The organism is Streptomyces sp. NBC_00859, assembly GCF_045161865.1.
Classification (GTDB): Bacteria; Actinomycetota; Actinomycetes; order Streptomycetales; family Streptomycetaceae; genus Streptomyces.
This window is the reverse complement of the sequence record NZ_CP108826.1, coordinates 7,286,991-7,313,978: the sequence shown is the minus strand read 5'-3', so window position 1 is coordinate 7,313,978 and position 26,988 is coordinate 7,286,991. Positions and strand designations below refer to the sequence as shown.

The 26,988-nt window shown below is 70.2% G+C and carries 20 protein-coding genes and 1 pseudogene; 10 read left to right on the top strand and 11 right to left on the bottom strand.

Annotated elements, in window-relative coordinates; translation table 11 throughout:
* Positions 1-24: 24 nt before the first annotated feature.
* The 4 genes from OG584_RS32225 to OG584_RS32210 all read right to left on the bottom strand — a co-directional run bounded on the left by OG584_RS32225 (position 25) and on the right by OG584_RS32210 (position 4,348).
* Complete coding sequence (locus tag OG584_RS32225; protein ID WP_405783121.1) at positions 25-1,305, bottom strand: ATP-grasp domain-containing protein; 1,281 nt, start codon at positions 1,303-1,305, stop codon at positions 25-27.
* A gap of 12 nt (positions 1,306-1,317) precedes the next feature.
* Entirely contained in the window at positions 1,318-2,340 is a 1,023-nt protein-coding gene (locus OG584_RS32220; protein ID WP_405783120.1) for a response regulator transcription factor, read from the bottom strand.
* Positions 2,341-2,356: 16 nt separating this feature from the next.
* The gene (locus tag OG584_RS32215) at positions 2,357-3,361 is read right to left on the bottom strand and encodes an asparagine synthetase A (RefSeq protein WP_405783118.1); all 1,005 of its coding nucleotides are present in this window, start codon (positions 3,359-3,361) and stop codon (positions 2,357-2,359) included.
* 375 nt (positions 3,362-3,736) lie between these two features.
* Positions 3,737-4,348: a helix-turn-helix domain-containing protein gene (locus OG584_RS32210; protein WP_405783116.1), complete on the bottom strand. Its 612-nt coding sequence runs from the start codon at positions 4,346-4,348 to the stop codon at positions 3,737-3,739.
* A gap of 1,350 nt (positions 4,349-5,698) precedes the next feature.
* On the opposite strand from OG584_RS32210, the gene dhaK reads away from it, so the two are divergent.
* The 3 genes from dhaK to OG584_RS32195 are packed head-to-tail and all read left to right on the top strand — an operon-like array spanning position 5,699 to position 7,723.
* Entirely contained in the window at positions 5,699-6,691 is a 993-nt protein-coding gene (dhaK, locus tag OG584_RS32205) for a dihydroxyacetone kinase subunit DhaK (protein ID WP_405783115.1), read from the top strand.
* Between the two features lie 34 nt (positions 6,692-6,725).
* Positions 6,726-7,322, top strand: coding sequence for a dihydroxyacetone kinase subunit DhaL (gene dhaL, locus OG584_RS32200; protein WP_405783113.1), 597 nt, complete (start codon positions 6,726-6,728; stop codon positions 7,320-7,322).
* Positions 7,319-7,723 (top strand): PTS-dependent dihydroxyacetone kinase phosphotransferase subunit DhaM, encoded by a 405-nt coding sequence (locus OG584_RS32195; RefSeq protein WP_405783111.1) that lies wholly within the window; start codon positions 7,319-7,321, stop codon positions 7,721-7,723. The genes dhaL and OG584_RS32195 overlap by 4 nt, the downstream gene beginning before the upstream one ends.
* 93 nt (positions 7,724-7,816) lie before the next feature.
* Here the strand turns inward: OG584_RS32195 and OG584_RS32190 are convergent, their stop codons facing one another.
* Entirely contained in the window at positions 7,817-8,437 is a 621-nt protein-coding gene (locus OG584_RS32190) for an LAETG motif-containing sortase-dependent surface protein (protein WP_405783110.1), read from the bottom strand.
* A gap of 491 nt (positions 8,438-8,928) precedes the next feature.
* Between OG584_RS32190 and OG584_RS32185 the strand changes: the two are divergent.
* Positions 8,929-9,801, top strand: a pseudogene (locus OG584_RS32185) (family 16 glycosylhydrolase); the annotation flags it as partial.
* A gap of 125 nt (positions 9,802-9,926) precedes the next feature.
* On the opposite strand, the gene glsA reads toward OG584_RS32185, so the two are convergent.
* Complete coding sequence (glsA, locus tag OG584_RS32180; RefSeq protein WP_405783109.1) at positions 9,927-11,252, bottom strand: glutaminase A; 1,326 nt, start codon at positions 11,250-11,252, stop codon at positions 9,927-9,929.
* Between the two features lie 97 nt (positions 11,253-11,349).
* Here glsA and OG584_RS32175 point away from each other — a divergent pair, with 97 nt between their 5' ends.
* On the top strand, positions 11,350-12,486 hold the full coding sequence (locus OG584_RS32175; RefSeq protein ID WP_405783107.1) for a chemotaxis protein: 1,137 nt from the start codon (positions 11,350-11,352) through the stop codon (positions 12,484-12,486).
* On the opposite strand, the gene OG584_RS32170 is transcribed toward OG584_RS32175, so the two are convergent.
* A complete protein-coding gene (locus OG584_RS32170; RefSeq protein ID WP_405784397.1) occupies positions 12,480-12,974 on the bottom strand; it encodes a DUF5709 domain-containing protein in 495 nt (164 codons plus the stop codon). The genes OG584_RS32175 and OG584_RS32170 overlap by 7 nt on opposite strands.
* Positions 12,975-13,370: 396 nt before the next feature.
* Between OG584_RS32170 and rho the strand changes: the two genes are divergently transcribed.
* Positions 13,371-14,540 (top strand): transcription termination factor Rho, encoded by a 1,170-nt coding sequence (gene rho, locus OG584_RS32165; protein WP_405783105.1) that lies wholly within the window; start codon positions 13,371-13,373, stop codon positions 14,538-14,540.
* A gap of 54 nt (positions 14,541-14,594) precedes the next feature.
* Here rho and pgm read toward each other — a convergent pair whose 3' ends face one another.
* The 3 genes from pgm to OG584_RS32150 all read right to left on the bottom strand — a co-directional run bounded on the left by pgm (position 14,595) and on the right by OG584_RS32150 (position 19,166).
* Entirely contained in the window at positions 14,595-16,235 is a 1,641-nt protein-coding gene (pgm, locus tag OG584_RS32160; protein ID WP_405783104.1) for a phosphoglucomutase (alpha-D-glucose-1,6-bisphosphate-dependent), read from the bottom strand.
* A gap of 166 nt (positions 16,236-16,401) precedes the next feature.
* The gene (locus tag OG584_RS32155) at positions 16,402-18,156 is read right to left on the bottom strand and encodes a glycosyl hydrolase family 18 protein (RefSeq protein ID WP_405783102.1); all 1,755 of its coding nucleotides are present in this window, start codon (positions 18,154-18,156) and stop codon (positions 16,402-16,404) included.
* 182 nt (positions 18,157-18,338) lie between these two features.
* Positions 18,339-19,166, bottom strand: coding sequence for a class I SAM-dependent methyltransferase (locus OG584_RS32150; RefSeq protein ID WP_405783100.1), 828 nt, complete (start codon positions 19,164-19,166; stop codon positions 18,339-18,341).
* Between the two features lie 276 nt (positions 19,167-19,442).
* Between OG584_RS32150 and OG584_RS32145 the strand changes: the two genes are divergently transcribed.
* Together OG584_RS32145 and OG584_RS32140 are read left to right on the top strand one after the other, a co-directional pair.
* A complete protein-coding gene (locus OG584_RS32145) occupies positions 19,443-20,057 on the top strand; it encodes a TetR/AcrR family transcriptional regulator (RefSeq protein ID WP_405783099.1) in 615 nt (204 codons plus the stop codon).
* 42 nt (positions 20,058-20,099) lie between these two features.
* The gene (locus OG584_RS32140) at positions 20,100-21,815 is read left to right on the top strand and encodes an acyl-CoA dehydrogenase family protein (RefSeq protein ID WP_405783098.1); all 1,716 of its coding nucleotides are present in this window, start codon (positions 20,100-20,102) and stop codon (positions 21,813-21,815) included.
* Positions 21,816-22,237: 422 nt separating this feature from the next.
* Here the strand turns inward: OG584_RS32140 and OG584_RS32135 are convergent, their stop codons facing one another.
* Positions 22,238-22,963, bottom strand: a complete 726-nt coding sequence (locus OG584_RS32135; protein ID WP_405783097.1) for a TetR/AcrR family transcriptional regulator — start codon at positions 22,961-22,963, stop codon at positions 22,238-22,240.
* A gap of 93 nt (positions 22,964-23,056) precedes the next feature.
* On the opposite strand from OG584_RS32135, the gene OG584_RS32130 reads away from it, so the two are divergent.
* Together OG584_RS32130 and OG584_RS32125 are read left to right on the top strand one after the other, a co-directional pair.
* Positions 23,057-24,181 carry an FAD-dependent oxidoreductase gene (locus tag OG584_RS32130; RefSeq protein WP_405783095.1) on the top strand — a complete coding sequence of 375 codons (1,125 nt, stop codon included), beginning with the start codon at positions 23,057-23,059 and terminating at the stop codon, positions 24,179-24,181.
* A gap of 400 nt (positions 24,182-24,581) precedes the next feature.
* Positions 24,582-26,957, top strand: coding sequence for a discoidin domain-containing protein (locus OG584_RS32125; protein ID WP_405783093.1), 2,376 nt, complete (start codon positions 24,582-24,584; stop codon positions 26,955-26,957).
* Positions 26,958-26,988: the final 31 nt, after the last annotated feature.

Sequence of the window (26,988 nt, the reverse complement as noted above, 5' to 3'; positions counted from 1 at the left end):
GGTCATCGGTGCGTCGAGAACGAATCAGGCGTCGTCCATCACGTCCCGCGCGGCGCTCCGGGGCGCGCCGCGGGTCGTGATGACGATACGTTCCGATGCCGTACGGGCAGCCGCTTCCGCGCCTTCGCCGTCCGGGCCCGTGGCGATCACGAAACCGGAGCGCTCCCAGGAGCTGCGGATCGGCTCGACGAGCGATCCGACGTCCACGGCCACGTTCACGTCCGAGACCCCCGAGACGGAGCGAGCCGCGTCGAGACCCGTCAGCGAAGTGACCCGGCCGTGCGGCGCGTCCAGGAAGCGGATGGCGGCGCCGGCCGGCTCCTCGGGTACACGTGCGGGCGCCGCGCCGGTCATGACGACGAACCAGTTCTCCAACAGGCTCCATCCGTAGGCGAGTTCGATGAGCCGGTGGATCTGGTCGCCGGGCAGACGTGCCGCACACTCCACCAGGTGCGGCACGCCGCCTTCGACGATCCACTCACCGTGCATGATTCCCGTGCGGAACCCGGCAGCTCGGGCGAGCGCCATCATGCTCTCGCGCAGCACCGTGTCCACGCCGTCCCCGGCGGGCGCCGGGACCACGTGCCCCATCTCCACCGGGTACACACCGCCGAGGAGCCGCTTGGCGGTGGCGTTGAAGAACAGCGGTACACCCTCCCTCATCAGCAGCTCGGCACTGAACTCCGGTCCGGTGAGGCGGCGTTCGGCCAGATACGCGAGCGGCCCGGCATCGATGCGCATGGTGCCGCCCGTCGCGTTGCGCGCGGTGGTGTGCCGCCAGGCGGCCTCGATGTCGGCGCCGGGGTCGAGGAGCTGGACACCCTCGCTGGACTGGAGGGTGGCCGGCTTCAGGACAAAGCCGTGGGGGCATCCGGCGGCGAACTGCGCAGCCTCCGCGGCATCGGCCACCTCCCGCCAGGCGGGCTGCGGGATACCCGCGTCGTCGGCGAGTCGGCGCTGGCGGCGCTTGTCCCGGAACACCCGGGCCGCCTCCGTGCCCGCGCCGGGCAGTCCCCACGCGTCCGCGAGGACCGCCGCGGCCACGACTCCGTAGTCGTTGCCCGGCAGCACCGCGCGGGTGCCCGGCGGAGGGGCGACCAGGTCGGGCAGCCGGTGCGCGGCACCGTCCTGCACCGGTGCCGGAATCACGTCGGCGAAGCACGCGATCTCGCTGGTCCGGTCCCGGGCTCCGCGCGTGGCGAGCACTTCCGGTTCGTCCACGACGAGGACGCTGTCCGGCGCCAGGAAGCCGTCGAGGATGCGCAACAGGTCGGCGCTGTAGCCCACCAGAACGTATTCGGGCATGAGCTGCTCCCTTCAGATCTCTCCTGGTCGGAAGTCACCGTGCTGGACACCGCAGCCCAGGGCCGCCTGCATGAGCAGGACGGCTTCGAGCCGGTTGCGTACACACAGCTTGGTCAGGGCGTGGGAGACATGGCTCTTGATGGTGGCCTGCGAGACCACGAGGGTGTCCGACACCTCGCTGGTGGACATCCCCTCCGCCAGCAGGGTCAGCACTTCCCGTTCCCGGCGGGTCAGGCAGCGCAGGCGGTGTGCCAGACCGCGCCCGGCGTCCACGGGCTGCATCGAGACGCACAGTCCGACCAGGTCGGGCGAGAGGACGACGTGTCCGGTCGCGGCGGCGGCGGCCGCCTGCGGCAGGTGGCACAGCGCCCAGTCCTTGCTCAGGCAGCCCGACACTCCGGACGACAGGGCCGCGTCAAGCCGGTGCTTGGTCCAGTCGACGCCCACCAGGAGTGCCCTGCCGCCGCGGCGCGCCACGTCCTGTGCCTTCAGGACGTGGTTCTCCAGCGGGCCGGAGACCAGGATCGTCAGGTCGGCCCGGTGCAGCGGCCATTCGGCGAGCGGCTGCCTGCTGTCGCCGGTGGCGACGAGGCTCACCTGATCGTCCCCGTTCAGCGTGCCACCGAAGACCTGGCGGGAGACGGGATCCCCGTCGAGGAGCAGCACCCGGGGCGGTTCGTCGGACTGGGCCGGCGCCTGCCACACGCCCCGCGCCGACGGTACGGGGCCGGCCGCGGCGATTGCCGCCGTCGTGGGTCCGGCGGGGCGCGGCGGCCGGCGGGGGCCGGTGCCCAGCAGTCCGGTGGCGGGGGCCATGGCGCTCCGTGGCGAGCTACCGAGGTCCCCGGGGGCGCGGCCCGGTGTGCGCGGCTCCGGCACGGAGCCGCGGGGGGCGTGGGGGCTCGGGGCGTACGGGCCGGTGACGCGGGAGCCGTGGGCGTAGGGGGCAGCGGGGCGGGAGCCGGGCGGGCCGCCGGTACCGGTGCCGGGCAGGTGCTGCCCGGCGGAGCCGTTCGTGGGCGCGACATGAGGCATGTCAGCATCTCCTCGGTCAGGGCGAGACGATACCGGGCAGTTTGGGGAAGGCCGTGGCCTGCCACACGTAGTCGGCACCCACGAGGTAGCGCGTGAAGCGCTGGATGCCCAGGCCGAAGCCGGCGCTCGGCGGAATCCCCTTCTTCACCTCGTCCAGGTACCAGCCGTACTTCGACGGGTTCTCCCCCGTCTCACGCATCCGGGTGATCAGGCGCCGGTAGTCCGACTCCCGCTCTCCACCGCTGATGACCTCGCCGTACCCCTCGGGCATGAGCAGGTCGAACGTGCGCAGGATGCGGGGCCGTTCGCTGTCCTCGCGCTCCAGGAAGACCCGTGAGCCCTTGGGGTAGTCGGTCAGGAACACCGGCCGGGCGCTGCCGTCGGACAGGATGCGCTCGCCCTCCCAGTCGATCTCGGCGGCGGCGCTCTGGGCGTGCCCGCCGTCGATGAGCCGGGTCACGGCGTCCGCGTGCGGCAGCCGCTCGAACGGGGCGGCCACCATCGCCCGCAGCGCGTCCACGTCGCGCCCCAGGGCGACGAGGTCGTCCTGCGACTCGGCGATCAGAGCGCGTGTGGCGCTGACGATGATGCCCTCGGCGAGGTCCATGACCTCCTCGCGGCTGGTGTGCGCCATCTCGATGTCGAGCTGGTGGAACTCGGCCAGGTGACGCTGCGTGGAGCAGGTCTCCAGTGGCTCCATGCGTACGTTCGGGGCGACGTAGAAGATCCGGTCGTGTGCGAGCAGCGCGGTCTGCTTGTAGACGAACGCACTCGTCATCAGCTTGTAGCGGTGCCCGTAGAAATCCACGTCGACCTGCTTGGCACCGCGAATTCCCGGGTCGGTCACCGGGCCGATGATGGGCGGCAGGAGTTCCATGAAGCCCGCTTCGCGCAGGAAATCCCGGGCGTGCCGCAGAAAGGAATTCTGCAGGCGGAGTATGCGACGGGTGCTGTCCGATGTGAGGTGTTCTCGCGGTCCGGGCGGAAGCTCCGTGCCGGTCGTGATCGCGGGTGCTGACATTCTCGCGGCTCCCTGCTTCTCGAAGGCTCTCCAGAGTTTCAGGAGAAGAAGTTCGTCCGGTCGACGCTAGAGGAAGCAAGCGGCAACTCCGGCATCTTCCGCCGGAATCTGACCGGCACCCCGAGCCCTGAGGCGTGGAACCGAAACGGAAATGTGCGGGTTCTGAACAGGTGTCCGGGACGGGGAGGCGCGGGGGTGAACGCGCGGGCGGCACACGCGGTGGGCGGGCCCGCGCACAAAGGCGCGGACCCGCCCACTTCCGGGTCGTTATCGTGCACCGCGGAGGACGCTGTACGCACCCTCTCCGTACGGAACCCGTGCGGCTGCCGCCATGCGGCGGTGCGGCGGCGCTCAGCTTTCCCGGCCCGTGCGGTCTCAGTCCGTACGGCGTTCCATATAGGCGGTGTCCCCGTCGACGGCCGCCAGTCGCCAGCCGTCACTGCCCTCCTCGTTGAGCACACCGATGACTCCGGCGCGCGCCCCACCCTCGGGCAGCGACACGGCCTTGTACTCGTACTCCGGCCTCTGCGAGCTCATTCGGCCGTCGCTCTGTTCCTCGTGGTCGTGCATGTCATCACTTCCGTGCGGGCCGGGCAGTGGTGTCCAGGACGGTTCGGCAGTAGCCGGGGGCGGCGTTCCGCAGCCGGCTCCGGATATTCCCCGACCCCAACGGCGCAAAGGGTCACGGGTGTTCCCCGGCAAACCGAAGTCCGGTGCGCAGGAACCGCCCTGGCTGAATCCCGTGCGAAGTCTCTGGGTGTCTTCGTCGACGGCGAGTTGCAGCAGCCGGTGACGGGTGGTCCCCTCTATCCGCAGCGCATCGGCCAGCAGCTGGACGGTCTCTCTGCGGGGGTGGCTGACATGGCCCTTCTCCAGGTTCCGTATGGCACGCGAACTGACCGTGGACAGGTCGGCGAGTTGCTTTTGGGTGATGCCGGAGCGCAACCGCGTGCGCATCAGCATCTCGGCGAACTGGCGATTTCCCATGAGGTCGCTCCGCAATATCGTAGACCGCGCAACCCTCATACGGGCGGGGCCTGCGGTGTCACCGCGCTCGGCGTGCGTCGGGCGACATTGGCTTTCCCACGCTACGAATTGTCGCCGCAGCCTCCGGACAACGCACACTGACCGCAGTGCTTCGCGACAACCTGCTGCCCGTCGTGTCCGAAAGGTTGTCCCTGCTGGTGGGAGAACGCGGAAGTGGTGGTGGCGCCGCCCCGGCGCGATGGCCGGTGGCCGGTAACCGGTGGCTCTTCCGGGTACACCGGGCCACTGCGCTTGACGCGTGTCGCCATTCGACCTGACCTGCGCGAAGAGGGACTCCGGCCCCCCGAACGCCGACGGCGTCGGCCGCCCGCATCGGCGGGGCACGTCACCGACACCCTTAATTGGCTTGAATCCGGGGGCTGTTCGGCACTCCGACGGGCGCGGAGGCGGCAGCGGGGCCCCCTGTCCCTACGCATCATCTGGCACAACATCACCCGAAACTCGGGCAATCGCGCCATCGCTCATCTCAACTGGCCTGTTCAGCAAGCGACTTCACTTCGAACTGATCAGTACGTGGTCCATCCGGAAGCCTTCCGGGCCTGACGGGCAGCTGTCGCGCGTGGGTCGGGCAGGAGCGCCGCTGCCCCTCGGCGCAGGCACCGCCCGCCGATCGCACCGCAGGCACCGCCCGCTGGGTCACCGGTGAGCGGGTGGGCACCGCCGTCCGATGCCCGGCCCCTCGGCCCCGTCGTGTGTGGCTGGGCCTCGCCGCCGCAGCCGCCTACTGGTGTTCTCCACCGGCCTGGCCGGTCTGAGAGTGTCCGCGGTCGGCACACTGAGCCTCGCCGAACCGCCGGCCGCCTCCCGCTGAACCCCGTCGACCCGGTCGGGTCCTACGGCGACGACGCCGCCGGTGTCCCCCGTCCCGGTCCGCGCTGGACAGCCTGCCGCCCCGTCGTCGCTGCCGACACGGGCATTCCACACCTCGCTGGCCGAAGCCGGTCCAGGAAGGCGAGCGACTGATCATCCATATGCGGGATCAGCCGTCACGGCGCCGCACCGGAGTGAACACGACCCCGGGCGGTTTCGTACGCCGCACCCCTGCGCATGCCTGTGAGGCGTGACCTTCGGATGTCTCCGTTCGATACTGAACCGTCGGCAACACACCCGCAGGGGCTGACCGGCGAGCCTGCCGGAGCGTCACTGAAATCGGCGTCCGGTCGGCCTCCGCCCCGCCGGGAACCATGGAACAGCACCTGGAACCAGCAAGCTCAACTACAGTCCGAATATGCCCTGACCTGCCGAAACACAGTCCAGTGCCCGAAGCGCCAACGTCACTCGGAGGTACCTGTGAACATGCTCATCAATGTCCCGGAAACCGTGGTCGCGGACGCCCTGCGAGGAATGGCAGCCGCCCACCCGGACCTGTCCGTCGATGTCGAGAACCGCGTGATCGTACGGCGCGACGCGCCCGTGGCCGGGAAGGTCGGGCTCGTCTCGGGAGGAGGGTCCGGACACGAACCGCTGCACGGCGGATTCGTCGGGCCCGGGATGCTCTCCGGCGCCTGCCCCGGCGAAGTGTTCACCTCGCCGGTCCCCGACCAGATGGTGCGGGCCGCGGCGGCCGTCGACAGCGGTGAAGGTGTGCTGTTCGTCGTGAAGAACTACACGGGCGACGTACTCAACTTCGACATGGCGGCGGAGCTCGCCGAGGACGAGGGCGTGCGGATCGCCAAGGTCCTGGTCAACGACGACGTGGCGGTGAGCGACAGCACCTTCACCGCAGGCAGGCGTGGTACCGGGGCCACGCTCTTCGTCGAGAAGCTGGCGGGGGCCGCGGCCGAGGAAGGGGCACCGCTGGAGCGGGTCGAGGCCGTGGCCAGGCAGGTGACCGGGAGCGCGCGGTCCTTCGGCGTCGCCCTGAGTGCCTGCAGCACCCCGGCCAAGGGCGGGCCCACTTTCGACCTGCCGCCCGGAGAGCTGGAGTTGGGTGTCGGGATCCACGGCGAGCCGGGACGTGAACGGCGCGCGATGATGACCTCCCGGGAAATCGCCGACTACGCGGTGAACGCCGTCCTGGAGGATCTGCGGCCGACCCTCCCGGTGCTCGCGCTGGTGAACGGTGCGGGGGCCACTCCCCTGCTGGAGCTGTACGGCTTCAATGCCGAGGTACAGCGTGTACTGGCCGAGCGTGGCGTGACCGTCGCCCGTACGCTCGTGGGGAACTATGTGACCTCACTCGACATGGCAGGTTGCTCGGTGACGCTCTGCCAGGTGGACGAGGAACTGCTGCGACTGTGGGACGCTCCGGTGCGGACCGCCGCGCTGCGCTGGGGCTGCTGACCCGTCCCGTGCAACGACTCACCAAGGAGGACCTGTGCTCGACGCCGAATTCTTCCGCCGCTGGATGGCCGGGACGGCCGATGCCGTCGACAGGGAGGCGGACCGGCTGACCGACCTGGACTCGGCCATCGGCGACGCCGACCACGGAAGTAACCTGCGGCGCGGATTCGCCGCCGTGCAGGACGCGCTCGACAAGGCAGCGCCGCAGACGCCGGGCGCGGTCCTCACACTGGCCGGACGGCAGCTCATCTCCACCGTCGGCGGCGCGTCAGGGCCGCTGTACGGGACGCTCCTGCGGCGCACCGGGAAGGCGCTCGGGGAAGAGGCCTCCGTCACCAGGGAGCAGCTGTCCGCGGCGCTGAAGGCCGGGACCGAGGCGGTGAGCAGGCTCGGCGGCGCCGCCGCGGGTGACAAGACGATGCTGGACGCTCTGCTTCCCGGTGCCGAGGCGCTCGGGGAGTCCTTCGCCTCGGCCGCGGAAGCCGCGGAGGCCGGGGCGCTGGCGACCGTACCGCTACTGGCCCGCAAGGGCCGGGCGAGTTATCTCGGTGAGCGCAGCGTAGGGCACCAGGATCCTGGGGCGACGTCGTCGGCGCTGCTGTTCGCCGCGCTGGCGGAGGCGGACGCATGAGCGACCTCGTGGGAATCGTCCTGGTGTCCCACAGCGCGGCGGTCGCGGCGGCCGTCGCCGAACTGGCGACCGGCCTGGCGGGGGGAGCGACGACCGCTCCGGTCGCCGCCGCGGGCGGCACCCCGGACGGTGGGCTCGGCACCAGCTCGGAGCTGATCTCGGCGGCAGCCGCGGCGGTGGACCGGGGCGCGGGTGTCGCGGTCCTCGTCGACCTCGGCAGTGCCGTACTGACCGTGAAGGCACTCCTGGCCGAGGGGGACGAACTTCCGGACGGCACGCGGCTGGTGGATGCCCCGTTCCTGGAGGGCGCGGTGGCCGCCATGGTCACCGCTTCGGCCGGGGGCGGTCTGGACGCGGTGGAGGCCGCGGCCGTCGAGGCGTACGACTACCGGAAGACGTGAGAGCGTGCGCTGAATCCCGGGCTTCCTCACACGGGCCCTCCGCACACCGGACTGCCGGCGTCTCCTGCGGGAGGCGCCGGCAGCCCTGGTGGGTCAGCTCTGGTTGCTGCGGCGCTTGCGCGCGGCGAACATGATGCCGCCACCGGCGACGATGACCACAGCGGCCGCGCCCGCGATGAGGGGCGTGGAGCTGGAAGAACCGGTCTCGGCGAGGTCCGACGGCGCAGTGGCGCTCGGCGACGGCGCGGGGGCTGCCGCCGCGGGGCTGCTGGGGGCGGAGCTCGGCTTACTGCTCGGGGCAGGGGCCGCAGAGCTCGGGGCCTGGGTCGGGGGCTGAGAGGCGGGCGTCGACGGGGACGATGCGCAGACGGGAGCCGTCCGCGTGTCGTCCTTCGAGAACTGCTCCCCGTCGCCGGCCTTCACGACGAGGTGCACGGTGAGCGGCTTGGTGTGCTCGCCGAGCGGCAGCGTCTTGCTGAAGGACGAGCCGAAGTTCTGTGCGGGAAGGAGCTCCTTCCCGTCCACACTGACGGTCACCGTGTTGGTGACGCCGGCGTTGTACGCAGTGAGGTCAAGGCTGACCTCGGAGCACGAAACGGTCCACGTCGGTGTGTGCGCCTGAGCCGGGACAGCACACAGACCGACGCCGACCACGCTCGCCGCCGCGGCTATGAAAGCCCCCCGGAGCCGCCACGATCCCTTGGTTACGGTCACTAAACCCTCCACACTTGCTGCGCCGCCCGTTTGGCGGTGCGCGCGCAGGGTACCGCTCCCGCGCCTCGGCCCCCACAGGGGCCCCGTGCTTCACTCCCTTCAGCCAATCCTGGCGGAGCACGGGTGAGTTGGCGTCGGCCCTCCGGAGGCTCGGCCGGGAGCTCCACGTCGGTGCCGCCCGGCGGATTCCGGGCGCGCCGGGACCAGCCCGTCAACCGCTGGCCGTACGCGGTTGGTTCACTTTCCGAAGGCATGAAGCGGACACAACTCACTCTTCGCCTCTATGCGTTCAGGCATGAATTCGGTAGTCCGCAGAGTGGTACAGACCAAGGTCTTGACAGTGGGTAGGTTCACTTCTTAAATCTCGGAGTGAAGCGCGCCCCCCACCCCGGTCGCCGCACCCATCGGGCGACCCCGTTGCGCATGTCTGTCATATCCATGTCAAACATGCCCGTTCAGTGCACCCCCTGGGTGCACCGGAAGGGAGAACCATGGGCTCCCCACGCCTGACCCGGCGGCTCCTCGTCGCCACCGCGTCCGCTCTGCTCCTCGCCCCCGTCATCGCGTCCACCGCGAACGCCGATCCCGCCTCCGCCGCCCGCCCGGCGGCGAAAACGGCCGCGGCGACCTTCTCCGACACCTTCGACGGGCCGGCGGGCTCCGCCGTCGACGGCAGCAAGTGGCAGACGGAGACCGGCGACAATGTCGACAACCACGAACGCGAGTACTACACGCCTGGCAGCGACAATGCCGCTCTCGACGGTCAGGGCCACCTGGTCATCACGGCACGCAAGGAGAACCCGAACAACTACCAGTGCTGGTACGGGTCCTGTGAGTACACATCGGCACGGCTGAACACTTCCGGCAAGTTCTCGGCCGCCTACGGCCATGTCGAGGCGCGGATAAAGATCCCCAAGGGGCAGGGCATGTGGCCCGCCTTCTGGATGCTGGGGGACGACATCGGACAGGTCGGCTGGCCCAACTCCGGTGAGATCGACGTGATGGAGAACGTCGGCTTCGAACCGTCGACCGTACACGGCACCATCCATGGTCCCGGCTACTCCGGCTCCGCCGGCATCGGGGCCGGCTACACGCTCCCGGGCGGCCAGGCGTTCTCCGACGACTTCCACACCTTCGCCGTCGACTGGGCACCCGACTCGATCACGTGGTCCGTGGACGGCACCGTCTACCAGACTCGTACGCCCGCGGATGTCGGCGGCAATCAGTGGGTGTTCAACAAGCCCTTCTTCCTGATCCTCAACCTGGCCGTCGGCGGGTACTGGCCCGGAGACCCGGACGGCAGCACCGCTTTCCCGCAGCAACTGGTCGTCGACCAGGTACAGGTCACCACCAGCAACGCCGCACCCGCTGCCGGGAAGGCCCGGCAGCACTGAGTCACCGCAGGGGGCCCGGTCCGCGGCTGCGCGGCCCGGTCCTCCCCCTGGCCGCTGTCACGACCGGCCCGCGGCACCGCGGAGAAGTACCCGGGTCACCGGCCGGGCCCGGGACCGGAGGCGGCCGGACCCCCCGCGGACCGCCCCCTCTCGCACCAGGCGATGGCCTCCTCGCGGGAGGGGAACCTCCGCCAGGGAGTCAGCCGCGCCCCGGTCGGCACGCGCGGATCGACCACGACGGCCACCCGGTGCCCCTCCGCCTCCAGACGGGCGAGCGCGGAGGCCAGGACCGACGCGCCCGAGGGCTCGATGCTGGTGACATCGAGCAGGTCCAGCACGACCCAGCCACCGGACTCCGGGACCACGTCCGAGAGACCGTGCAGCAGTCGCTCGGCCGCAGTGAAGTCCAGGGCCCCCTGCGCGGCGACGAGCCCCGTCCGCGTCCCGTGGTCCGCCTCCGTGATCGTGGGCGCCGACAGTGTGGGATGGCGCATCATGTGGAGCCCGAACCGCTCGGACAGCTCCCGCAGCGCCTCGATGCCGCGCACCGGGGTACCCGCGGCATCCAGGGGCGGGCTGTGCACTGCGACTCCGAACCGGGCCGGGCTCACGGCGATCAGCCCGCCGGACACCCCGCTCTTCGCGGGCAGGCCCACGCGCAGAAGCCAGGCACCGGACGCGTCGTACATCCCGCAGGACGCCATCACCGCGAGCACCTGACAGGCGACGGTCTCGGACACCACGGTCTCGCCGGTCACCGGGTTGACGCCCGCGTTGGCCAGCGTCGATGCCATCACCGCGAGATCGCCGGTGGTGACCCGCACCGCGCACTGCCGGAAATACGTGTCCACGACCGAAGGCGGGCCGGGCAGCGCCCCGAGGCTGCTCATCAGATAGGCCAGGGCGCGGTTGCGGTCACCTGTCTCGGCCTCCGACGCGTGCACCGCCTCGTCCACGTCCAGGCGGCGGCCCGCGAAACGGCTCAGGCACTCCAGGATGCGTTCGAACCGCTCCGCGCCGGTGGCACCGGGCACCAGCGCCGTAGTGACGATGGCCCCCGCATTGATCATCGCGTTGTCCGGCCGCCCCGTGTCCGGCTCCAGGCTGATCGCGTTGAACCCCTCGCCGCTCGGCTCCGTGCCCACCCACCGGGTCACTTCGTCCAGCCCCAGCAGCGAGAGGACCAGGGCGTAGACGAACGGCTTCGACACGGACTGGATGCTGAACGGCAGTTCCGCGTCGCCCGCCTCGTACCGGTGTCCGTACATGCTCACCAGAGAGAGCCCGAAGGTGTCCGGGTCCGCGAGCGCAAGTTGCGGGATGTAGCCGGCGACCGCGCCGTCGCGCAGCGCGCCGAGCCGGTCGTGGAGCTCGCACAGGGATTCCGTCACCACATCGAGTACGGGTCCGTCCTTCGCCATTCGTCATGCTAATCACGGATGCGGGCGGCCCGCGTCCGGATGCAGCCGTGCTGCGGCTGATGGATCGTGAAGGAGGACCAGTACCAGAAAGGGAGTCATGGAAACCAACGCTCTGACGCCTGCGCTCCTGCAGAGCCTGCGCAAGAAGCAGCCCCATCCGGTGGTGTCCGTGAGCATGCCGACCCACCGGCGGGAGCCGGACAACGCCCAGGACGCGGTGCGGCTGCGCAATCTCGTGACCGAGGCCGGACACCGGATCGACGCTCTGACCGAAGCCGGGGAGCCGCTGTCGCGGGAGGTGCGGAGCGGGCTCAGGGCCCAGCTCGACCGGGCACACGCGGAGGTCGATCTGCGGTACTCCCTGGACGGCCTGGTGATCTTCGCGAGCACCGACGACTACCAGACCTGGGTGCTGCCCCGCGAGGTACCGGAGCGCGTGGTGATCAGTGACAGCTATCTGACCAGGAACCTGGTCGCCGCCCGTGCCCGTGCCACCCCCTACTGGGTGCTCGTGCTGGCCGCGGGCCGCGCCACGCTCTGGCACGGATCCCAGGAGACGGTGCGCGAGCACACCGGCAGCGGTTTCCCGGCCGCCCCCGACGAACTGCAGACCGATGTGGAGCGCGAGGAACGCATCGGTGACGTGGCCAGCACGTTCCAGGACGAGGAGACCCGGCGGTTCTTCCGGGAGGTGGACAGCGCGCTCGGCGCGGTCCTCGCCGCGGCCCCCCGCCCGCTGTACGTGGTCGGTCTCGCCCCCGCGCTGAGTCTCCTGGAGGAGGTGGGCACCGCGACCCGGCACGCGGCGGGCAAGATCCAGACCGGCGGGCTCGTGAACGGGCCGGGCCCCGAGCTGTACAGGGAGCTGGAGCCCAGTCTGCGGGAGTCCCGGGCACGGACCGCCGCGCGGGCCGCGGAGCGGCTCGACGCCGCACGGGGCAGGCGGACCTTCGCCGCGGGCCTCGACGAGGTGTGGGAGTCGGTACGGGAGGGGCGCGTGGCGCTGCTGGCCGTCGAGGAGAACTTCCGGCGGACCGTACGGGTGAAGGAGGGGCATCTGGTACCCGTCGGTCCCGGGGAGGAGGAAGCTCCGGACCCCGGCGGCGAGACCGTGCGTGAGGACATCGTCGACGAGCTCGTGGAGCTCGCCCTCGACACCGGAGCTGAGGTCGTCTTCGTCGCCGACGACACACTCGCCGACCACGACCGGGTCGCAGCCGAACTGCGCTACTGACCCGGCGGCCGGGTATCTCCGTGCGTGTCGTCGCCGACGACGTGCACGGCGGCCTCCTCGGCCGAGGCCGCGCCGCCGTCGATGCCGACGTCCTCCGCGAGCATGTCCTTCTCGGCCTCCTCGTGCGCTCCCTCGTCCGGCGCCACGAGCCGGCCCGACCGGTCGCCGCCGACCTCGTCGTCCAGAGGCTCGCCGTCGCTGTCCGACGTGTCACCGATGCCGTCGCCGCCCGGTGCGCGGAGCAACGACGGATCGGGGAGCTCTTCGGCCAGGCGCTGTTCCAGCGACTCACCCTCCTGCTGCTCCTCCTGGGTGGTGCCCGCATGCTCGACGCCCAGCGGTCGCTCGGGCGGGGACCAGCCCTCGTCGTACGGATCGGACGCGCGGCCGGTCAGCGTGTCCTCGCGGTCGAGAATGCCCGAGTCCTCGGTGACTTCGCCGCCCTCCGGCTGATAGACGTCGTCACCCCTGGCCTCGTCCTCTCCCATCGCCACGGTGTGCTCCTTCGTCCGTCCTGTGGTGCGTCCGTTCGTACTCCGGGACACGTGCCCGGCCGGACTCCTCGCACCTCCAGCGTGCTCGCATATCCCGGTCGGGACAACGTCACGGGTCCCGGACGGCCCAGCGGCGGGCAGGGAGCGGCCCCCGGGACGGGCTGGCGCAGCAGAAGAACGGGTACAGCCCAGAAGGTGTGGTACGGTGCGGTGAGCACTTGTGTACGCCCCTTCAGAGGGCGCCGGTGCCAGTTATCGCATTGTTTCGCCGCTGCGCCCTTCTTCTCATGATCGGCGATCCGGCTCACAAGCACCACCTCTCCCGGCTCGGGCTCTCATGCCCGTCGCAGGGGGCGTGACGACTCCGCCCCCGCCGGGCCTCTGATTCGCATGTCCGCGAAAGGATTCGCCATGACCACCACACTCGAACGCCCCCCTGTCCGACAAGATCTCGCCGTGGCCGCCTCAGGCGTCCTCGACATCATCGGCCGGGGCCACGGCCTGCTCCGCACCCACCGGGCGCCGGGCTCCCGCCCGTCTCCCGACGACGTCCAGGTGACTGCCGCTCAGATTCGCCAATTCGGCCTGCGAGCAGGCGATTTCATCGAAGGCACCTGTGCGCGCCCCGGGGCTCCGGCCCTGGTCGACCGGGTCAACGGCCGCCCGCCCGGGGCCCTTCGGGGCCGACCGCACTTCCGCGACCTGACACCGCTGCACCCGCGCGAGCGGCTGCGGCTGGAATCAGCGGGCGGCGGAACCGCGGCCCGTCTCATCGATCTGGTCGCCCCGGTCGGCAAGGGGCAGCGCGGCCTGATCGTCGCACCGCCCAGGACAGGCAAGACCGTGCTGCTCCAGCAACTCGCGGCGGCCATCGCGGAGAACCATCCGGAGTGCCATCTGATGGTGGTGCTGCTCGACGAGCGCCCCGAAGAGGTCACCGACATGCGCCGCTCCGTACGCGGCGAAGTTCTCGCCTCGACCTTCGACAGGCCCGCGAAGGAACACATCGCACTCGCCGACCTCGCCGTGGAGCGCGCCAAACGCCTCGTCGAGCAGGGCGAGGACGTCGTCATCCTGTTCGACTCGCTGACCCGGCTCTGCCGGGCGCACAACAACGCGGCCTCATCCGGTGGCCGGACCCTGTCGGGCGGAGTCGACGCATCGGCGGTGCAGGGTCCGAAGCGGCTGTTCGGCGCCGCGCGTCTCGCCGAGGAAGGCGGCTCGCTGACCATCCTCGCGACCGCGCTGGTCGACACCGGCTCGCGCGCCGACGACTACTTCTTCGAAGAGCTGAAGAGCACCGGCAACATGGAGCTCCGACTGGACCGTTCGCTGGCCGAGAAGCGGGTCTTCCCGGCCGTCGACATCACGCCTTCGGGCACCCGCCACGAGGAACTGCTGCTTTCCGGTGGCGAGTTGGCCGCCGCGCAGGGGCTGCGCCGGGCGCTCCGGTCCAGGGACGGGCAGACGATGCTCGAAGCTCTGCTGGACAAGATCCGGCGCACGCCCGACAACGCCGCCTTCCTGCGTCAGATCCACGGCACCGTTCCCGGCGCCTGACTCCACGAGCAGGCCGCGTGCCGCCGGGAAACGGGAACGGCCGGCCGCGGAGCGTCAGCCCGCCAGGGCCGCCGAGACGACGGCCTTCGCCTCCTCCTGGACGCGGCCGAGATGACTGGCCCCCAGGAACGACTCGGCATAGATCTTGTAGACGTCCTCGGTGCCCGACGGGCGGGCGGCGAACCAGGCGTTCTCCGTGGTCACCTTGATGCCGCCGATCGCCGCGCCATTGCCGGGCGCCTCGGTGAGCACAGCCGTGACCCGCTCCCCCGCCAGGGTGTCCGCGGTGATCTGTCCGGGCGAGAGCCTGGCCAGCACCGCCTTCTCCTCACGGCTGGCGGGAGCGTCGATCCTCGCGTAGGCGGGCGCGCCGAAACGCTCGGTCAGCGCCACGTAGTGCTCGGATGGGGTCTTCCCGGTGACCGCGAGGATCTCGGAGGCGAGCAGGGCCAGGATGATGCCGTCCTTGTCGGTGGTCCAGACCGATCCGTCGCGGCGCAGGAAGGAGGCGCCCGCGGACTCCTCACCACCGAAGCCGAGCGAACCGTCCACCAGGCCGTCCACGAACCACTTGAAGCCCACCGGCACCTCGACCAGTTCACGGCCGAGGTCGGCGGCCACCCGGTCGATCATTCCGGACGAGACCAGCGTCTTGCCGATGCCCGCGCCCGCCGGCCAGCGCTCCCGGTGGGTGTACAGGTAGGAGATCGCCGCCGCCAGATAGTGATTGGGGTTCATGAGCCCCGCGTCCGGGGTGACGATGCCGTGCCGGTCGGCGTCCGCGTCATTCCCGGTGGCGATCCGGTACTCGTCCCGCCGCTCGATCAGGGACGCCATCGCGTACGGCGACGAGCAGTCCATCCGGATCCTGCCGTCCCAGTCCAGGGTCATGAACCGCCAGGTCGGGTCGGCCAGGGGATTGACCACGGTCAGGTCGATCCGGTGCTGCTCGGCGATCCTGCCCCAGTACGCGACCGACGCGCCGCCCAGCGGATCGGCGCCGATGCGCAGCCCGGCGGCGCGCACGGCGTCGAGGTCGAGCACCGAGGGCAGATCGCTCACGTACGCACCGAGGAAGTCGTGGCGTCCGGTCGTGGAAGCGGCCAGAGCGCGGGTGTACGGCAGCCGCCGTACGTCCTTCAGTCCCGCGGCGATGATGTCGTTGGCGCGGTCCTGGATCCAGCCGGTCGCGTCGGACCCGGCAGGGCCACCGCTCGGCGGGTTGTACTTGAACCCTCCGTCGGCCGGCGGGTTGTGCGAGGGGGTGACGACCACGCCGTCGGCGAGTGCCGAGGTCCGGCCGCGGTTGTGCGTGAGGATCGCGTGCGAGACAGCGGGCGTCGGGGTGTAGCCGTCCGCCGAGTCGATGAGCAGATCCACACCATTGGCCGCGAACACCTCGATCGCGGTCACCCGGGCGGGCTCGGAGAGCGCATGGGTGTCGGCGCCGACGAAGAGCGGGCCGTCGGTCCCCTGCCGGGCCCGGTACTCGCAGATCGCCTGGCTGGTGGCGGCGATGTGGTCCTCGTTGAACGCGGTGGCGAAGGACGAGCCGCGGTGTCCCGAGGTACCGAACGCCACGCGCTGGGCGGGCTCATCGGGGTCCGGGTGCAGCGCGTAGTACGAAGTCACCAGCCGGGCGACATCGGTGAGGTCCTCCGGTCGTGCCTGCTGCCCCGCTCGTTCGTGCGGCATCTCGCCACTCCTCCACATCGGTCGTCACACCCCGGGCAGGGCCCGGTGCCGCGGCAGGCAGCCTTCGCCTCACCGCGGCACTAGTTTGTCAGCTCATCATCCCGGGTCTCCTGCCCGTTCGGTGGATGCCCCGCCGTACGACGGGCCCGGCTCAGCTGAGCTCAGCTCAGCTCAGCGAGAAGTCGTCGCCGTAGACCGTGCCCTGCCCGTACCAGCCGTGCAGGTAGACGGTTGCCGCCCCCGATGCGTCTGTGGTGAACGGGACCGTCAGCTTCGACCAGCCGCTCCCGCTGGTCCAGGCGCTGCCGGTCGCCCCTCCCCGTACCCCCAGGTAGGCGTAGTCGCCCTGTACCCAACCGCTCAGCGTGTACTTGGTGTTGGGTGCGAGCTTGACCGTCTGGGTGCACTCGCCGAGCTGCGACGAGCTCGGGACCGCCTTGAGGGCGTGCGTGCCGGCGTGCGCCGGAGTGGCGACGACCGAGCCGCCGGTCTCGCAGTTCCACGGCGCAAGCGAGCCGCTCTCGAAGTCACCGTTCACCAGCGATCCGGTACCGCCGCCCGGCCCCGACACGGTCAGCGTGAAGGTGCTCGAGTGACTGGCCTTGCCCGCCGTACCGGTGACCGTGATCGGGTACGTACCGGGCGCGGCCGATGCCGAGGCGCTGACCGTGAGCTTCGCCGTACCGCCCGCGGTGACGGATGCCGGGCTGAGGGACGCCGTCACGCCGGCCGGCGCGCCGGTGGTCTTCAGCGCGACGCTCTGTGCAGTTCCGGAGACGACAGCGGTGCTCACCGTCGAGGTGGCCGAGCCGCCGGGCGCCACGGAAGCCGACACCGGCGCCGCCGTGAGCGAGAAGTCGTCCGTCACCGGGACACTGCCGCCGCCGGTGAAGGGGGCGAAGGTATGGCTGAAGTACCAGGTGTCCTGCGCGATGCCGGAGCAGGCGTCGGAGCCGCCCGTTCCGGGGCAGCCGCCGTTGTCACGCTGCAGCGCCCAGAAGGAGAGGGTGCTGATTCCCTTGCTGGTGGCCCAGTTGTAGACGGAGGTCGCGTCGGCCGTGGTGAAGGTCTCGGCGGCCCCGAAGTCGTCGATGCCCGGCATCTCGATGACGCCGATCATCGCCCAGAGCTGAGCCTCGCTCTTGGATGGGTTCAGCGAGGCGAGCTGCTTCTCCAGGCCACTGGTCGCGGTCTGCGTGTCGTTCGCCATGTTGTGGGTGGCGTTGTCGTAGTAGTCGAACGTCATGAGGTTGACGACGTCGATCTTGGCACCGTAGGTGTTCGCGCTCTTGAGTACCGCGAGCCCACTGCTCGCGAGACCGCTCGTGGTGGTGGGCAGTGTGTACGAGAACTGCACCGAGCGTCCGTTGGCCGCCGCCCAGTCCTGCACCTTCTTGATCGCCTGGTTGCGGCGGTCGATGCCCGCCTTGTTGGTCAGCGAGTTGTCCTCGATGTCCATGTCGAGACGGGAGACGTCATAGGTCGTGATGACCTTTTCGTACGCCGCGGCGATGGAGTCCACGCTGGTGCAGCTGTCGGCGATCTCCGTACCGCCGTTGTCCGCCGCGTAACCGCCGAAGGACGGGATCACGTCACCGCCGCGTGAACGCATGGTCGTGATGTCCGCTCCGAACACGGACGAGGACACCGGCTGGCCCGTGTCGCCGTTCCAGTACGGAGTGCAGGAGCCCTGTGCATCGGACTGGAGGAAGGCCATGGTCAGGTACTTGGCACCGGACTGCTGCGAGAGGTCCGCGAGGCTGTCGCCGTTGTACGCCTCGAAGTACGGCGCGAAGACGTGGGCGGGCAGGGGTGCCGGGGCAGCGTGCGCCGCGCCGCCCCCGATCAGGACCATGCCGGCGGACGCGGCGGCGGTCGCCAGGGTGGTCAGCAGGGCGCGGACGGATCTCTTACGTCTCATGGAGGCTCCCAGTGGGTGAGACAACAGGCGGATCGCGCCCCATAATTGGTCTGGACCAGCGTTGCGTCAAGGGTCCAGACCAGTTCGTTCCACAGTGTTTGCCTCGCACCTCCCGTCGGACGGCGGCCAGTTGACGTCCAGCCGGCCCAGCGGACCCGACGCGGCACTCAACGGCCGGCCCGTCACATCCGACGGGCCACGGCGAGACGCCAGTGCGGGCTGCCGTCCGGGCGGCGGCCGAACTCCTCCAGAGGCAGCAGGCCGACGGAGAACCCGGCGCGGGTCAGATCGTCCCGTACGGCACCCAGAGGGAACGTCCGGTAGTACATGACGAAAGGCGGCCGCCACACCAGATTGCGCACACGCATCACCGAGTCGAAGCCGAGCAGCGTCCAGTACAGCGGGTCGCGGTAGGACTGGGGCGCCCCGACGGGGAAGGCGAAGATCCCACCCGGGCGAAGTGCCCGGTGGACCCCGGCGAACAGGGCGGGGCGCTCAGCGGGTAGAAAGTGGCCGAAGGCGCCGAAACTCACGGCCAGATCGAAGGCGCTCCGGAAGGGCAGCGACCGGGCGTCGGCCCGCACCCACTCGGCCACCGGTGACGCGTCAGCCGCCTCGGCCCGACGGGCGGCGCCCAGCATCCCGGCGCTGAAGTCCACACCTGTGACGCGCTCCCCGCAGAGGGCTCGCAGCACACCGGCTCCCGCCCCCGTTCCGCAGCAGACATCGAGTCCCGCGCCGAACGGGCCCAGTGGGCGCAGGGCGCTGCCGACCGCCTCCAGGACCCGGTCGGGCGTACGGAAAGGGGTCAGGTCGAACTTCGGGGCCAGCAGGTCGTATCCACGCTCCACCGAGGAGAGGGCCTGCACGGTCAGCTCGCGGAGGGTCGGGCCCTGCGGGGCGAACGGGCCCGTGCGGCCCGAGAGCACCGCCCCGGCCCTGGAGAGCGCCGTCGAGGCGCGCACCGTGCGGGTGCCGCGTTCCGCCGGCTCGTCGACGAGTGAGGACATGGGACGTGCCACCTTTCAGAGCTTTCAGGCTAAGGGGTCCTTGCACCAGGAGCGGCCGATGAGGTCGCGTGGTCCGGTGCCGCGCATCGCAGGGGCCGCAGAGCCCACGCAGCGGAGCCACCTGGGCCTTTCGGTACGCCGCGAGACGCGGTGCCGGACCACGCGCCCCGGGCGCAGCGCAAGGACCCCTGAGGGCTGCCGCCCGGCCCTTCTTGCGCAGGACGGGCAGGGAGTGGTTCAGTGACAGAGAAGATATGAATCGGGGTTCAGATCATCATGGCCTACCGACCGACGGCCCGCACGGAGGCGACACGTACGGCCCACCGCGAGCGCTTGCTCGAAGCCGCCCGCGGCCTGCTGTCCGAAGGCGGTTACGCAGCGGCCGTCGTCGCCGCGATCGCGACACGGGCCGGGGTCTCCACCGGGAGCGTGTACAACCACTTCGCATCGAAACAGGAGTTGCTGGCAGCGGTCTTCCGGCACACCGCCGGTCATGAACTCGCCACCGTACGGGAGGCGGTACGGGCCGCGGGCGGCACGGCGGACCGGCTCAGAGCCCTGGTCGAGGCCTTCTCGTACCGCGCCCTGAGATCACCGCGGACCGCCTGGGCGCTGCTGGCCGAACGGGTGGACCCCTTGGTGGAGGCGGAGCGCCGCACCTACCGCAGCGGCTACCACGGACTTGCCGAGGAAATCATCGCGGCCGGTGTCGCTGCGGGCGAACTCCCCGCGCAGGAAGCGGATCTCTCCGCGGCCGCGGTCATCGGGGCGATCAGTGAGGCGCTGCTCGGACCACTCTCCCCGGTCGGCGGACAGAACGAGGCCGGGCGCGTGGTGTCCGCGGTCACGGCTCTCTGTCTCCGGGCCGTCGGCGCCCGCGACCACCCCTGATCCACTCCCGGCCGTCCCACCGACCGCAGACAGGAATCAGCCATGACGGAGAACCCATCACGCGCCGTTGCTGCCCCGGACGCGCCCGCCCCACGGCGTACGCACGAGGTGACCAATCAGGTGCCGCCCCGCGTCGGCATCGACGAGTACGGTGCCAACACCCCACTGGTGGAGGCCGTCAGGGAGTTCGGCGCCGCTCACCACACGCCGCAGCTGCACGAGATCGGCGCTCTTGTCGGTTCGCAGGAGTTCCAGGGCTGGGCCGAGCTGGCCCACACCAGCCCGCCCGCGTTGCGCACCCACGACCGCTACGGCAACCGCGTCGACGAGATCGACTTCCACCCTGCGTACCACGAGGTGATCGGTGCCGCGGTGCGCCATGGCGCCCACACCGCGGCCTGGGCCGACCCCAAACCCGGCGCCGCGGTGGCACGGGCCGCCTCGTTCATGCTCTTCGCCCAGATCGAGCCGGGCCACGCCTGCCCGATGTCCATGTCGCACGCCGTGGTCCCGGTGCTCCAGCGCGACCCCGAGGTGGGCCGCGACTGGCTGCCCGGCCTGTTCAGCCGTATCTACGACCCACGGCTGATCGCGCCGGGGAACAAGGACGGGCTCACCTTCGGCATGGGGATGACGGAGAAACAAGGCGGCTCGGACGTACGGTCCAACACCACTCACGCGGTCCCACTGCCCTCCGACCCCGAGGGCCGCGCCCATCTGCTCACGGGCCACAAGTGGTTCTTCTCGGCCCCGCGGTCCGACGCCTTCCTGGTCCTGGCGCAGGCCGAGGCCGGGCTGACGTGTTTCCTCGTCCCCCGGGTGCTGCCGGACGGCACTCGCAACCCGGTCCGGATACAGCGCCTCAAGAACAAGCTGGGCAACAAGTCCAACGCCTCCTCCGAGGTCGAGTTCGACAGCACTTGGGCCCAGCGGGTCGGCGAGCCGGGGCGGGGGGTGCCGACCATCATCGAGATGGTGAATCACACCCGGCTCGACTGTGTCCTCGGCTCCACGGCCGGTATGCGGCAGTCGCTCTCGGAGGCCGTGTGGCATGCCACGTACCGCTCCGCGTTCGGCGCCCGGCTGGTGGACCAGCCGGCGATGACCGCCGTACTCGCCGATCTGGCACTGGAGACGGAGGCCGCCACCTGGACCTCGCTGCGGCTGGCCCGCGCCTACGAGGAGGACAGCGGCGAATCCGATGCGGCGTTCCGGCGGCTGGCGACCGCGGTGTCCAAGTACTGGATCTGCAAGCGCGGCCCGCACCACGCCTATGAGGCGCTGGAGTGCCTGGGTGGCAACGGCTACACCGAGGACTGGCCGCTGGCCCGGCGCTACCGCGAGCAGCCCGTCATGGCGGTGTGGGAAGGGTCGGGCAATGTCATCGCGCTCGACGTGCTGCGTGGAATCGCGAAAACGCCCCGCTCCCTGGACGCCTTCTGGGCCGAGCTGGAAGTGACGTCCGGTGCGCATCCGGTACTCGACGCACACATCGGGCGACTGCGCCGGAATCTGGCCGAGGACCTGCGCGACCCTGCCGCCGCACAGACCCGCGCACGCGCCACGGTGGAGGCCATGGCACTGGCGCTCCAGGCGTCACTGATGCTCCGGCACGCACCGCAGACATCGGCCGACGCCTTCGTCGGCGCCCGCCTCGGCGAGGAACGCGGACACCAGTACGGCATATTGCCGCGCGGCACGGACGCGGCAGCGATCGTGGCCCGCCATTCCGGGGCGGCAGTCACACCCCGGGAGTGAGAACGGACGGCTCGCCGGAGGACACCGGTCGCCGCCCACCGCATCAGCCAACAGGTCTCCCTTACAGCCGAGTTGGACCTGCGTCGGGTAGCCGCGCCAGACAGAGGACGAGCAGCTCTGCGCAGCCGACCTGACGGGCTGTCGTCATGGGTTTCGCTGCTTCCGCCCCGGCTGGTCCGGTCCGCCCCGGCTGGCCCGGTCCGGTCCGGTCCGGTCTGGTCGCCGCCATCTTGATCACGCGAGAACCGGTCGAGGTCGACCTGGAGCGGCTGCGCAGCAGGGGGTGTCGGAGCTTCTCCCAGACGTCGGGGGCGAGTTCGGCGACGACACCCGAGAGCCTGCCGGTTCCACCGGTGACCAGCGCGCGCCCATGATGCGACCTGTGATCGTCTCGGCACCCTGTGGCCGGCGCACGCCGCAGGTCAACCGGATGCCGGCCGCAGACTGTCCATGAGCAGGCCGAGGGCGAACTCGAAGCGGTCGTGTCCGGTGCCGGAGACCAGCTCGGCCGCATGGCGTCGCGTCTGCGGGAATTCCTCGGCAGACAGCGCGGTGAAGCGGGCCGACAACTCCTCGTCGCTGAGTACCCATTCCTGATCCTGGTGCCGGCGCCGCCGCTGGACCAGCGACTGCTCCAGCGCATAGGCGCTGACGTAGAGGGAGAGTGCGTCGCGGGCCCATCCGGCCGCCCTCGGTTCGATTCCGCCCGCGAGCAGGATCGCCAGGATTCCTTCGCCGACCCGCAGCGTTTCCAGGTTGGTCGGCACCATGGCCAGCGCGGCGCGCGAGACTCCAGGGTATTCCAGGTACAGGTCGCGGATCCGTGTGTACACCCCGAGCAACTGCTCGCGCCAGGCGGCCGGGTCCGGTTCGGGGAGCACGACCCCGGCGTAGAGCCTGCCGATCAGAAGATCGTCGATGTCGTCCTTGTTGACGATGTGCGCGTACAGCGACGACGGACCGGTGCCGAGCACGGCGGCGACCCGGCGGATGGTCAGTGCGTCATACCCCTCGGTGGCGACCACTTCCAGGGCGGCGTCGGTGATCCGTCCGACGGTGATCGGCTTCTTGCGCGGTACAGACGCGGCGGACTCCGCCGTGGGTTGGGCGTGGCGAGCTGAGCGGCGCTGGCGGGGATCGGCGGTCATGTCGGCCACTATAACTTGACACGATCTAAGTTCGTTAAGTAGAACTTAGATCGTCAGAGCGAACTAAGTTCGTGTCGATGTCCTGGAGGTGTGATGCGAGTTTCCGTCGTCGGAGCCGGTCTGGGAGGCCTGGCGCTCGCGCAGGGTCTGCGTGGTGCCGGGATCGAGGCCGATGTGTTCGAGCGCGACCCGGGGATCGGCGCACGGTTCCAGGGCTACAGGCTGGTACTGGACCCGATCGGTTTCCAGGCGGTGCGCGACTGCCTGCCGACACGCTGGCACCCGCTGCTGGACGAGATCGTCATGCATGCCTCCGCCCAGCAGATGATCCTGGACCCGCAGCTGAACGAGACGGGCAGGCTCGGCGCGGGCCGGACCGGCATCGTGGTCGACCGGCAGGTGCTGCGACACCTGCTGCTGACCGGCCTCACCGTGCACACCGATGCCGCGCTGACCGGCTACCACGTGCTGGCCAACGGCAACGTCGAGGCCCGCTTCACCCGCCGCGACCCGGCCACCGCGGACCTGCTCGTCGGCGCTGACGGCGTCACCTCCGTGGTCCGCGGGGTGCTGTCGCCGCAGACCACCCCGACCGACACCGGCGTCCGGTTCGTCATCGGCCGCACCCCGCTGACCGACGAGTTCGCCGGACTGTCCTCGGCATACGGCTCGAAGATCACGGACGACAGCGTCAGCCTGCTGCTCGGCGCGATGCGCTTCCGCACCCCGCCCAAGCAGGCCGCCGAGCAACTGGCCCCCGAAGTCACGCTGCCCGACATCGGCGACTACGTGCGCTGGGCCATGATCCTGCCGCCGGACGGCGCGCTGGGGGACCTGACCGCGCAGGACGCCGTGCTTTCCAGGATGGAAGGGTGGCACCCGGAGCTGCGCGCGCTGATCGAGCAGGCCGACCCGGACAACAGCACCCTGCTGTCCATCCGGGCTGTCAAGCCCGGCGAGCGCTGGGCGTCCGGCCCGGTCACGCTGCTCGGCGACGCGATCCACGCCACCTCCCCGACCGGCGGCAACGGCGCGAACACCGCGCTGCGCGACGCCGACCTGCTGCGCCGCTGCCTGATCGGGGCAGGCGAAGGCCGCCAGGAGCTGCTCAGCGCGGTCGACGACTACGAGCGGCAGATGTTCGAGTACGGCGCCGAGGCCGTGCGCAGCAGTCTCGAGAAGCTGCCCGCCTTCGCCCCGGAAGCGAAACTGTCCTGAGTCTGTGCGACATCGCCAAGCGCCTCGTCATCACCGGCCCGGAGAAGGGCCGACATCCCTCACCCGCCACCATCCTGCGAATGCTGCGCGGAAACGGCCAACGGGCCACCAACCCCGGTCACTCCGAGCCGCTTGCCCCTCTGCCGCAGCTACTCGAGCGCAGGGCCGAGTTGACGCCGCTCCCGGCCCCGGACGCGTAGCGCGTCGCATGCAGTCAACTAGCTGAGCGTCCGGATCTACTGGGGGATGAACACCGGTATGCACCGGTCCGACCCGACGCAACAGTCGCCATTTTGCGTCGCAGTCGTTGTTTCTTGCGCAGACTCATAGACTTCCTGCGGAACCACTCCTAGCCTTTCGGCGTCCGCAGAGTCCCGACGAGCCGCAAGGACGTATGTCTGTGACACCTCCCCCAAGACGCCGCCTGTTCCGGCGCGGCATCTCCGCATCGCTCTCCATGGCACTCGCCGTGGCCGGAACGGCCGCAGCAGTGGTGCTCTCCAACGCCCCCAGCGCCCACGCTGCAGGGGTACCGGCCCCCTCCCCCGTCGGGATATCCGGCCGGGGCGCCACCGTGCCCTTCAAGGAGCAGGAGGCCGAGTACGCCGCCACCAACGGCACCTTGATCGGCCCCGACCGCCTCTACGGCCACCTGCCGTCGGAGGCGTCGGGGCGCCAGGCGGTGACCCTCGACGCGACCGGCGAGTACGTCGAGTTCACGCTCTCCGCACCGGCCAACGCGATGTCGTTCCGGTACTCGCTCCCCGACACCTCAGACGGAGCGGGGCGCGACGCCGCCATCGATCTGAAGGTCAACGGCAGTCAGCTCAAGAGTGTGCCGGTCACCTCCAAGTACAGCTGGTATTACGGGGGTTACCCCTTCAACAACAACCCGGGCGACACCAACCCGCACCACTTCTACGACGAGACACGTACGATGTTCGGCTCGACCCTGCCGGCCGGGACCAAGATCCGCCTCCAGGTCTCGTCGACCGCGCAGTCGCCGTCCTTCACCATCGATCTGGCCGACTTCGAGCAGGTGGCCGCACCTATCGGCAAACCCGCCGGCGCGCTGGACGTGGTGAGCGACTTCGGTGCCGACCCGACCGGCGCCGCCGACTCGACCGCCAAGATCCAGGCGGCGGTCGACGCGGGCAAGGCGCAGGGCAAGACGGTGTACATCCCGCAGGGCACCTTCCAGGTACGGGATCACATCGTCGTCGACAAGGTGACACTGGCGGGCGCGGGCCCCTGGTACAGCGTGCTGACCGGGCGCGACCCGACCGACCGCAGCAAGGCGGTCGGCGTGTACGGGAAGTACGCCTCGGCGGGCGGCAGCAGCGGCGTCACCCTCAAGGACTTCGCCATCATGGGAGACATCCGCGAGCGCGAGGACAACGACCAGGTCAACGCGATCGGCGGCGCGCTGTCGAACTCCACGGTCGACGACGTGTGGATGCAGCACACCAAGGTCGGCGCCTGGATGGACGGCCCGATGGACAACTTCACCATCAAGAACAGCCGCATCCTCGACCAGACCGCCGACGGCGTCAACTTCCACATGGGCGTCACCAATTCCACGGTCACCAACACCTTCGTACGCAACACCGGTGACGACGGTCTGGCCATGTGGGCGGAGAACATCCCGAACGTCAACAACAAGTTCACGTTCAACACCGTGGTCCTGCCGATCCTGGCGAACAACATCGTGACCTACGGCGGCAAGGACATCACCATCTCCGACAACGTGATGGCGGACACCATCACCAACGGCGGCGGCCTGCACATCGCCAACCGTTATCCGGGCGTCAACTCCGGTCAGGGCACGGCCGTTTCGGGCACCACCACAGCCGCGCGCAACACCCTGATCCGTACCGGGAACAATGACTTCAACTGGCAGTTCGGAGTCGGCGCCATCTGGTTCAGCGGTCTCAACGAGCCGGTGAACGGCAACATCAACATCACCGACAGCGAGGTCCTGGACAGCTCGTACGCCGCGATCATGCTGATCGAGGGCGCGACCAACGGCCTGCACTTCAAGAATGTGAAGATCGACGGCACCGGAACGTACGCACTGCAGATCCAGGCACCGGGCACGGCCTCGTTCACCAATGTCACCGCGACCCACGTCGCACAGCCGAACCCGGTCTACAACTGCATCGGATCCGGATTCGTGATCACCCAGGGCACCGGGAACTCCGGCTGGTACGCCGACCCGCCGGCCTGCACCGGCACCTGGCCCACCCCGGTGTGGACCAACGGTGGCGTGCCGCAGGGCGGCGGCACTCCGACCGACCCGCCGACCGATCCCCCGACCACCCCGCCCACCGACCCGCCCACGACTCCGCCCGCCGACCCGGGCAACCTCGCCAAGGGCCGCCCGGTCACCGAGTCCGGCCACGCCGATGTGTACCCGGCCGCCAAGGCGGTCGACGGGAACGCCGACACGTACTGGGAGAGCACCAACCACGCCTTCCCCCAGACCATCACCGTGGATCTCGGAGCGGCGAAAGCCGTGAAGCGCGTCGTGCTGAAACTGCCCCCGTCGGCGGCATGGGCCACCCGTACCCAGACGCTGAGCGTGTCGGGCAGTACGGACAACTCCTCGTACAGCACGCTCAAGGCGTCGGCGGACCATACTTTTGATCCGTCGAGCGGCAATACGGCCACGCTCACCCTGCCGGGAACGGCGGTCCGCTATCTGCGGGTGACCGTCACCGCCAACACGGGCTGGCCTGCCGCACAGCTCTCCGAGCTGGAGGCGTACACCGGCTGAACCCGCTCCCACCGGCCGGAAACGCCCGGTG

What these genes read in the sequence shown, in the direction of transcription:
- OG584_RS32225 (WP_405783121.1), bottom strand. Translation starts at nt 1,305, where the DNA reads ATGCCCGAATACGTTCTGGTGGGCTACAGCGCCGACCTGTTGCGCATC.
- OG584_RS32220 (WP_405783120.1), bottom strand. Translation starts at nt 2,340, where the DNA reads ATGCCTCATGTCGCGCCCACGAACGGCTCCGCCGGGCAGCACCTGCCC.
- OG584_RS32215 (WP_405783118.1), bottom strand. Translation starts at nt 3,361, where the DNA reads ATGTCAGCACCCGCGATCACGACCGGCACGGAGCTTCCGCCCGGACCG.
- OG584_RS32210 (WP_405783116.1), bottom strand. Translation starts at nt 4,348, where the DNA reads ATGGGAAATCGCCAGTTCGCCGAGATGCTGATGCGCACGCGGTTGCGC.
- OG584_RS32195 (WP_405783111.1), top strand. Translation starts at nt 7,319, where the DNA reads ATGAGCGACCTCGTGGGAATCGTCCTGGTGTCCCACAGCGCGGCGGTC.
- glsA (WP_405783109.1), bottom strand. Translation starts at nt 11,252, where the DNA reads ATGGCGAAGGACGGACCCGTACTCGATGTGGTGACGGAATCCCTGTGC.
- OG584_RS32175 (WP_405783107.1), top strand. Translation starts at nt 11,350, where the DNA reads ATGGAAACCAACGCTCTGACGCCTGCGCTCCTGCAGAGCCTGCGCAAG.
- OG584_RS32170 (WP_405784397.1), bottom strand. Translation starts at nt 12,974, where the DNA reads ATGGGAGAGGACGAGGCCAGGGGTGACGACGTCTATCAGCCGGAGGGC.
- rho (WP_405783105.1), top strand. Translation starts at nt 13,371, where the DNA reads ATGTCCGCGAAAGGATTCGCCATGACCACCACACTCGAACGCCCCCCT.
- pgm (WP_405783104.1), bottom strand. Translation starts at nt 16,235, where the DNA reads ATGCCGCACGAACGAGCGGGGCAGCAGGCACGACCGGAGGACCTCACC.
- OG584_RS32155 (WP_405783102.1), bottom strand. Translation starts at nt 18,156, where the DNA reads ATGAGACGTAAGAGATCCGTCCGCGCCCTGCTGACCACCCTGGCGACC.
- OG584_RS32150 (WP_405783100.1), bottom strand. Translation starts at nt 19,166, where the DNA reads ATGTCCTCACTCGTCGACGAGCCGGCGGAACGCGGCACCCGCACGGTG.
- OG584_RS32145 (WP_405783099.1), top strand. Translation starts at nt 19,443, where the DNA reads ATGGCCTACCGACCGACGGCCCGCACGGAGGCGACACGTACGGCCCAC.
- OG584_RS32140 (WP_405783098.1), top strand. Translation starts at nt 20,100, where the DNA reads ATGACGGAGAACCCATCACGCGCCGTTGCTGCCCCGGACGCGCCCGCC.
- OG584_RS32135 (WP_405783097.1), bottom strand. Translation starts at nt 22,963, where the DNA reads ATGACCGCCGATCCCCGCCAGCGCCGCTCAGCTCGCCACGCCCAACCC.
- OG584_RS32130 (WP_405783095.1), top strand. Translation starts at nt 23,057, where the DNA reads ATGCGAGTTTCCGTCGTCGGAGCCGGTCTGGGAGGCCTGGCGCTCGCG.